Source organism: Borborobacter arsenicus (assembly GCF_003934165.1).
In the GTDB taxonomy this organism is placed as follows: Bacteria; Pseudomonadota; Alphaproteobacteria; order Rhizobiales; family Rhizobiaceae; genus Pseudaminobacter; species Pseudaminobacter arsenicus.
Window position 1 is genome coordinate 1 of record NZ_RKST01000065.1, and the last position, 7,409, is coordinate 7,409.

Annotated in this window: 8 protein-coding genes; 6 read left to right on the top strand and 2 right to left on the bottom strand. The window is 60.6% G+C overall.

All coding sequences use genetic code 11. From position 1 onward, the window contains the following. A partial coding sequence (locus tag EET67_RS24730) for a UbiD family decarboxylase (protein WP_245451237.1) occupies window positions 1-1,556 on the bottom strand: 1,556 nt, incomplete at its 3' end. Between the two features lie 175 nt (window positions 1,557-1,731). Between EET67_RS24730 and EET67_RS24735 the strand changes: the two genes are divergently transcribed. From EET67_RS24735 to EET67_RS24765, 6 genes are all read left to right on the top strand, one after another. Then, a complete protein-coding gene (locus tag EET67_RS24735; RefSeq protein WP_128628834.1) occupies window positions 1,732-2,154 on the top strand; it encodes a hypothetical protein in 423 nt (140 codons plus the stop codon). Between the two features lie 114 nt (window positions 2,155-2,268). Continuing rightward, window positions 2,269-2,814 (top strand): ubiquinone anaerobic biosynthesis accessory factor UbiT, encoded by a 546-nt coding sequence (gene ubiT / locus EET67_RS24740; RefSeq protein ID WP_128628835.1) that lies wholly within the window; start codon window positions 2,269-2,271, stop codon window positions 2,812-2,814. Then, a complete protein-coding gene (gene ubiU / locus EET67_RS24745) occupies window positions 2,814-3,812 on the top strand; it encodes a ubiquinone anaerobic biosynthesis protein UbiU (RefSeq protein ID WP_128628836.1) in 999 nt (332 codons plus the stop codon). The genes ubiT and ubiU overlap by 1 nt, the downstream gene beginning before the upstream one ends. Further along, the gene (ubiV, locus tag EET67_RS24750) at window positions 3,809-4,717 is read left to right on the top strand and encodes a ubiquinone anaerobic biosynthesis protein UbiV (RefSeq protein ID WP_128628837.1); all 909 of its coding nucleotides are present in this window, start codon (window positions 3,809-3,811) and stop codon (window positions 4,715-4,717) included. The genes ubiU and ubiV overlap by 4 nt, the downstream gene beginning before the upstream one ends. A 14-nt stretch (window positions 4,718-4,731) precedes the next feature. Continuing rightward, a complete protein-coding gene (mog, locus tag EET67_RS24755) occupies window positions 4,732-5,286 on the top strand; it encodes a molybdopterin adenylyltransferase (RefSeq protein ID WP_128628841.1) in 555 nt (184 codons plus the stop codon). Window positions 5,287-5,751: 465 nt separating this feature from the next. Then, window positions 5,752-6,312 carry a YitT family protein gene (locus EET67_RS24765; protein ID WP_245451238.1) on the top strand — a complete coding sequence of 187 codons (561 nt, stop codon included), beginning with the start codon at window positions 5,752-5,754 and terminating at the stop codon, window positions 6,310-6,312. Between the two features lie 57 nt (window positions 6,313-6,369). On the opposite strand, the gene EET67_RS24770 is transcribed toward EET67_RS24765, so the two are convergent. Beyond that, entirely contained in the window at window positions 6,370-7,095 is a 726-nt protein-coding gene (locus EET67_RS24770) for a Crp/Fnr family transcriptional regulator (RefSeq protein WP_128628840.1), read from the bottom strand. Window positions 7,096-7,409: the final 314 nt, after the last annotated feature.

Here is a 7,409-nt window from a genome sequence, read left to right on the forward strand (position 1 = left end):
CATCCTCGATGGCGGCTGGATCGAGAGCTTGCCGCTATCACCTGCCACCGCTGCGGCAGCTCATACGAGCACTGTCGCCACCGCTGCCTTGGGTAACATTGATCGGTGAGGCAATAGGCCGGCCCAATCTTGCGCGTCGCATCAAGCCCGAGTTTTCCGCCGAGCCCCTCCAGCGGCGAGGCGAAGTCGAGATGGTCGATCGGTGTTCGGTCAACGGTCATCAAATCGTGCGAAGGGTCCATCCTCGTCGCAACGGCCCACATGACATCCGGCCACGAGCGTATGTCGACGTCGTCATCGACGACGACCAGCAGTTTGGTCATGGAAAACTGGGGCAGAAGCGACCAGAAACCCATCATCACACGGCGGGCCTGACCGGGATACTTCTTGTCGATCGAAATCACGGCAATTCTGTAGGAACACGCATCCGGCGGCAGCCACAAATCCAAGACTTCGGGCAATTGCTGTCGGACCAGCGGCTTGAAAATCTCCGTCAGCGCCTCGCCAAGCACGGAAGGTTCGTCAGGCGCCCTTCCGGTGAACGTCGTCAGATATACGGCCCTGTCCCGAACGCAAATGCGGTTAAGACGGAACACCGGGTAGCGCTCCGCTGCATTGTAATAGCCGGTGTGATCGCCGAACGGGCCTTCTATAGCCTTCTCCGAGGCCGATACGGTTCCCTCAAGCACGACTTCGGCGCTTGCGGGAACATGCAGCGCAATGCTGCGGCATGGCATCAGCTTCGGCCTCTCATTGCCGATCAGGCCCGAAAGGGACAGTTCCGTCACCCCCTCCGGGACGGGCATTACAGCCGCAAGCAGCGTCGCCGGGTCGGCGCCGATCACGACCGCGACAGGCATGTCCACGCCTTTTCCAGCCCATTGCCGGTGATGCGCAGCACCCCCGCGCATCGGCAGCCATCGCACGATGGCCCGATCACGTTCGAGCACCTGCATGCGATATATGCCCAGATTGTAGCTGGCCGGATCGTCGTTGCCCGGCGGCCGGGTTATCACCACGGGCCAGGTGATCAGCGGACCGGCATCGCCGGGCCAGCAGGTCTGGACGGGGAGAAGCGAAAGATCCGGATCAATCTCGGCCCGCCGCGGTGGCTTGACGATCTTCGGTCGCGCGAAAAGCAGGCTTCGTGCAACCGGCAGCATCGAGCGCACCTCGCCGAGAGTTCGGGGCGGCTGAGGCGCCCTCATCCAGGCAAGAAGGTTGCCCAGGGCCGCCATGCCGTCTGCGTCCGTACCCAGGCCAGCGGCAACACGCTGACGTGTTCCGAAAAGATTCGTGACGACCGGAAAGGGAGAGACTCTGCCCCTCTGGTCAAGCGGCGCCGCCAGCCGCAGCGCCGGTCCATTCTGCGCAATTACCCGCCGATGCAGCTCCGTCGCCTCAAGATGCATCGAAACCGGCGCCTCAACGTGCCGAAGGTCGCCCTTCGCGTCGAGGTGGGCAAGAAATGAGGTGAGGTCGGGAAAGCGCGAAAGCGAACGCTGGTGCATGCGGATAAAAACCCCGAGCCGGTAGGGGCTGGCTCTGGCGCTCATCTGTCACGAATGATGCGTCCGATCCTTGATCTCGCACAAACTGAAGGTCGAAATTGCATCTGTTTGCGTTCGCGCAACGCCATGCGCCACCCTTCGGGTATCCTGTCTCGACGTGATCGGACTTCCAGTCGCCCGCATTCCGGTCCGGCCGGGGTAAGCAACGAAGGAGAATGGCATGGCAAGAGATTTGGCTCTCGGTGTGGTGCCTCTATGGCATTCGATAACTGCATTCATAAACAGGCTGCGGCGCGGCAACAGGTTGCAAAGGGAATTTTACGCTCTTGACCACGACGAGGCCGAGCGGCTGTTGCGCGAGTGCGCGATGGGGCGCAGCGATTTTCTGGCCTCTCTTCGCAATCCCCTTTGCGCCGAGGATCTGCTGTTGCCGGCGATGCGGTCGGCCGGCTTGGACCCTGAAGCACACAAGGCGAGACACCCGGCATGGCATCGCGACATCGAGCGCACATGTACGGCATGCGAGAACCGCCGGCGCTGCCGCAGAGACGTCCTGAACAACCGTTTCGCCGCTCGCCACCGCAGCTACTGTCCCAACAGGGACAGCTTCGCGGAGATCGCGCAAACAAGCGAAGATTCCTGACGCGGCCCTGCGGCGTCAGCGGAAGAAATTTCCCGCGTTCTTGATCCCGGACAAGGGAACTATTCTGGATTCCTCCTATCAAGGCCCGGCCGGATCGCAAGACAGGAGCAGGGATTGGCCGATCAGCCTCGCGAAGGTGAATTGCCGACATTCGTTCGGGTGCTTTTTCCGCCGGTCGCCATCGCGCCGGCAGGCTTGCTGCTGACGCATTGCGTCCGAACGTTGGCGCGCCGCCAACCTAATCTGTTCGACCGACTGGGTGAGTGGCGTTCCGCCCGCTATCTAGTCGCCCCAAGCGATCTTGCATTCGCTTTCATCGTTGTTCCTGACGGGGAAAAGTCAATCGTTCACGTTGTCGGCAAGAATTCGCCCGGATCTGTGGATGTAGCGATCACAGGCCCCCTTCTGACGCTGCTTGGCTTGCTCGACGGGACGCTTGACGGCGACGCCCTGTTTTTTCACCGCATCATTTCCATCAGCGGCCGCACGGAGGCGATCCTGGCACTGCGGAACACAATAGAAGATGCCGAGCTTCGCCCTGCCGATTTTTTCGGTCTCCACGGAATCGTGGCACGACTGGCCGATGCCGGCATCTTGAACGGGTTGAGTGTCGTCCGCTGGCTGATCGCAGGCCGCGCCCACGCGACAGGTAAGCTCTGATGACGGGAACTCGAATGGAGCTGGTATGCCCGGCCGGAACGCCCGCTGCATTGCGCGCGGCTGTTTCTGCCGGCGCTGATGCCATCTATTGCGGCTTTCGTGATGAAACGAATGCGCGCAACTTTCCGGGCCTCAATTTTTCCGCGGCCGAACTAGCCGAGGGCGTGCGGTTTGCGCACGCTCACGGAGCCCGGGTGTTGGTGGCCATCAACACATTCGCGCAGACCGGCCGTGTCGGCCAATGGCGGAAGGCAGTCGACGAAGCGGCCGGCTGCGGCGCCGATGCAGTCATAGCCGCTGATCTGGCCGTCCTCGACCACGTCGCGAAAAACCACACGGGCCTGCGGCTGCACCTTTCCGTTCAGGCGGCGGCAGCAACGCCGGAGGCGATCGGCTTCTATGTCGAGACGTTCGGCGTTCGTCGCGTGGTCCTGCCACGCATATTGTCTGTCCAGGAGATCGCAGCACTCAATCGCAGCATCGATGTCGAAACCGAGGCCTTTGTGTTTGGCGGCCTTTGCGTCATGGTCGAGGGGCGCTGTCACCTTTCTTCCTATGCCACTGGCCGGTCGCCCAATCTCAGCGGCGTCTGCTCTCCGCCAGAAATGGTCAGCTATGATGAGGATGAGGAAGGCACTGCCGCCCGTCTTGCAGGGTTCACGATCGACCGCTACGCACCCGGCCAGCCGACAGGCTACCCCACACTGTGCAAAGGTCGCTTCACGGCAGGCGAAAAGACCTCCTATCTGTTTGAGGATCCGGTGAGCCTGAATGCCGGCAACCTGATCTCAAGCCTCAAGGCAGCCGGTGTGACAGCCCTGAAGATAGAGGGGCGCCAGCGCGGCAAACGCTATGTCACCGAGGTCGTCCGTGCCTTTCGGAAGGCAGTGGACGCAGTCGAGGCCGGAAGTGACGCCGGCGAAATCGATCGTATTCTTTCCGGCATGTCGGAAGGCGGTCGGCAGACCGCCGGAGCTTACAGGAAGACCTGGAGATGATCCCCGCCTCACCGATAGAACTGGCGCTCGGCCCGGTATTTTTTCACTGGTCTGCGGACCGGCTGACGAATTTCTACCGACGGATCGCAGACGAGGCGCCAATTGACCGTGTTTACATAGGCGAGGTCGTCTGCGGAAAGCGCATGCCCTTCTCCGACCCCGTCTGGCCGGAAACGATCGAGCGGCTGGAGCGCGGTGGCAAGCAGGTCGTGTTCTCGACGCTCGCCACACCGTCGACGGCGCGCGAGCGCAAATCCGTCGAGGAGCTTTGCGCTGATGGGCGTTTGGTGGAGATCAACGACCTCACGGCACTGCGATTTCGATCCGGCCAGCCATTTGTCGCAGGACCGTTCCTGAACATCTACAACGAAGCCACGGCGCGGTTTCTGGTCGGCAGCGGCGCGCAGACCATCTGTCCCCCGGTGGAACTTTCTCTGGCCGCCATCGGGACCATGGCGCGCACCTGTTTCAGCGCAGAATTCGAGGTCTTTGCCTTCGGGCGCCTTCCTCTGGCGCTGTCAGGGCGCTGCTATCATGCCCGGCTGCATGGCCTCCACAAGGATTCGTGCCAGTTCACCTGCGAACAGGATGCGGACGGATTGGCCGTCGATACGATAGATGGACAGGAGTTCCTGGCGATCAATGGCGTGCAGACGCTTTCGCACCAGGTCCAGACCTTCTGTCCCCAGCCAAGCGAGCTAGTGTCCAACAACATCCGGCGCCTGCGTCTCTCGCCGCAGACCGTGGACATGGTGGCCGTCGCGAGGGCCTATCGACGGCTCCTTGACGGACAGGAACCACCCGAGACGGTTCGCTTCGTGCTGTCCTCCCTTGGCCTGCCGGGCATGCAGATTGACGGCTATCTTCGAGGGGGTCCCGGATGCCAAGCGCCCTCGCCCATATAGTGCTGCAAGGTGGAATGGTTCATATAGCGATAGTGACGATATCCGACCGGGCAAGCCGCAGCGCATATGAAGACCTCGGCGGCCCGGCGGTGGAGGAATGGCTACGACGTGCGATCGTAACTCCATGCTCCTACACCCGTCGGACCATTCCTGATGGGCTGGAGGTGGTTCGGGATGTCCTGATCGATCTCTGCGACCGAACAGGTGTCGAACTTATCATGACGACGGGAGGTTCCGGCCCCTCCCCGCGCGACCTGACGCCCGAGGCAATGCGCGCAGTAGTGACCAAGGAGCTGCCGGGTTTCGGGGAACTGATGCGCAGGATCAGCCTTGAACAGGTTCCGACTGCCATCCTCTCACGCCAGACTGCAGGCATCCGCGGCCGATCCTTGATCGTCAACCTGCCGGGCAGGCCAGCTTCCATCAATACATGCCTGAACGCCATCTTCCCGGCCGTGCCGTACTGCCTGGACCTGATCGGTGCGGGAGGAATCATAACCGACCCCGCAATATGCGCGTCCCATCGCCCAGAGACACCCAGCCCTCGCCAGCCGCACCCTCAGAAATGACTTCGTGCCATCAACCCTGAATAGTTTGCGCAAGCACAATTCCCCCAACCGAAGCGCTGATAGACTGCCGGCAGACTTCGAGGTTTGCGAGGTGAAAATGGCTGTGGAGATAGCGTACAACATACCCGAGCGGATCGAAACTCGGGCACGCTCAGCCTACGAACGCTGTCATCGGGATGACACTTTCGCGGACCTCAAGCGAAGAGCGCGTTTCTCCAAAGAAGACAGAGGTCTTCTAAGAGATTGGGTTGAATGCGTAGCGGAAATGGATGACCGAAAAACATGCGGCAGATCCGATCGATTGCGCTCGAATTTAGTCGGAGCTTGAGCAAGGCAGTTCGGCCCAGATCATGGGTTGTAACCTCTACCGCGACGCCAGGCTTTCCAACACCTGCACATGCAACTAAGGAGCACCTGGAGATCGTGAAGGACGAACGGCACCGCCTTTACGAAGACATTCTGGCCATGCTGCTCGGCACGCTGTTCGTGGCGTTGGGCATGGTTATCTACAGCAAAGCATTGTTGCTGACCGGCGGCATAGCCGGGATGGCGCTCCTGCTGCAATATGTGACCGGCATCGGGTTCTGGCTCGTCTTTTTTGCCATCAACCTGCCTTTCCACCTGCTGGCGGTAAGGCGAATGGGATGGCGGTTTACCCTTCGGACCTTCGTGGCGGTCGGCCTCGTCTCGCTCTTTTCCGGTCTGACTCCGTCCTGGATCGGTTTCTCATTTCTCCATCCTGTCTATGCGTCAGTAATAGGAAGCAGCCTGGCTGGAACCGGTCTGCTGATGTTGTTTCGCCATCGTACCGGTCTCGGTGGCATCAACATCCTTGCCATCTATCTACAGGAAGGCTGGGGCATCCGCGCAGGCTGCTTTCAGCTTGCTGTAGACCTGCTCATTCTCGGCTTCGGGTTCTTCGTGCTTGCACCCGACCAGCTGTTGCTGTCGGTTGTGGGTGCGATCATCGTGAACATGATCCTTGCCATCAATCACAAGCCCGGTCGCTATCGCGGCTTCACGTGAGCCTCGATAGGCACAAGATGCCCTCAGTAGGTTGAAATTCGACACTGGCCGGGCGGATTATAGACGCGCGCAGCGTTCCAGATACGAGATGTCATTGATTACCAGCCGCCGACGGCTCTGAAAACGAATCATGCCATTTTTGCTCAGCCTAGTGAGTTGGCGGCTCACTGTTTCGATCGTCATGCCAAGAAAATCTCCAATCTCCCCGCGTGACAAAGGCAACTCGACCGCCACCCTCGTTCCAGGCCCGTGGGCCGCGCCCGGTCGGCCGGCAATCAGCAGCAGAAAGCTCGCAATCTTCTCGGAAGCGGTCTTCTGAGCGAGCGTCAGCATCCAGCTGCGTGCCTCGTCCAGTTCTTTCAGCGCCTGTTCCATGAGCCGGCTTCTGAGCCGAGGTGATTCCGCGATCATCCGCTCCACAACTGCCTTGGGAAAGGTGCACAGCATGGCCTTGGTCGCGGCCTCGGCCGTGCATGAGCTTGTCACCCGAAACAACGACCCGACGAAGTCTGGAGCGAACTGCAGGCCGACGATCTGCTGCCGCCCGTCCGCCAGCGTCTTGGTCAGTTTGATCGTGCCGGCTAATACGTTGGAAAAAATCGCGATCGCTTCGCCGTCGCCGACCAAGGTTGTGCCCGGCCCGACCTTCCGCTGGGTGGCGTGCCTGGAAAGTGCGATGAGTTGGTCGTCGTCAAGTGTGCCGCAGATTCCGTGGCGGCGTGCGACGCAGTACCGGCAGCGTTCGGGAATATCTGGATTCGAGATATTCGCCTGGATGTTCATCGCTCACCTCGCGTACTGGCAAAGCATCGGCCAACTTTTCCTGATTGCCATTCCAGACCAGCGGTGTCGAGGCGCCACACTGCACGCCGTGCGATTTGTTTGAGCAAGATCAAAGATATCTGAGGGGGTATTTGGAAATTTCCCTTAGAGAGCCGATCAAGCATGAGGCCGGGCCGATCTTATTTGCGTCGGGAGCCTAGGCCGTGTGGACGAATTTGATCAAGCATAGTCCGGCGGCGAAGCTTACGATGGAGCGGAAGTTCCGTGCGGTCTTTTCGCAGCGCAGGGCGACGCGTTTGAAGCGCTTGAGCCGG

Excerpts from the sequence above, each read along its gene's own strand:
- ubiV (WP_128628837.1), top strand. The coding sequence starts at position 3,809 with ATGATCCCCGCCTCACCGATAGAACTGGCGCTCGGCCCGGTATTTTTT.
- EET67_RS24735 (WP_128628834.1), top strand. The coding sequence starts at position 1,732 with ATGGCAAGAGATTTGGCTCTCGGTGTGGTGCCTCTATGGCATTCGATA.
- EET67_RS24765 (WP_245451238.1), top strand. The coding sequence starts at position 5,752 with ATGCTGCTCGGCACGCTGTTCGTGGCGTTGGGCATGGTTATCTACAGC.
- ubiU (WP_128628836.1), top strand. The coding sequence starts at position 2,814 with ATGACGGGAACTCGAATGGAGCTGGTATGCCCGGCCGGAACGCCCGCT.
- mog (WP_128628841.1), top strand. The coding sequence starts at position 4,732 with ATGGTTCATATAGCGATAGTGACGATATCCGACCGGGCAAGCCGCAGC.
- EET67_RS24770 (WP_128628840.1), bottom strand. The coding sequence starts at position 7,095 with ATGAACATCCAGGCGAATATCTCGAATCCAGATATTCCCGAACGCTGC.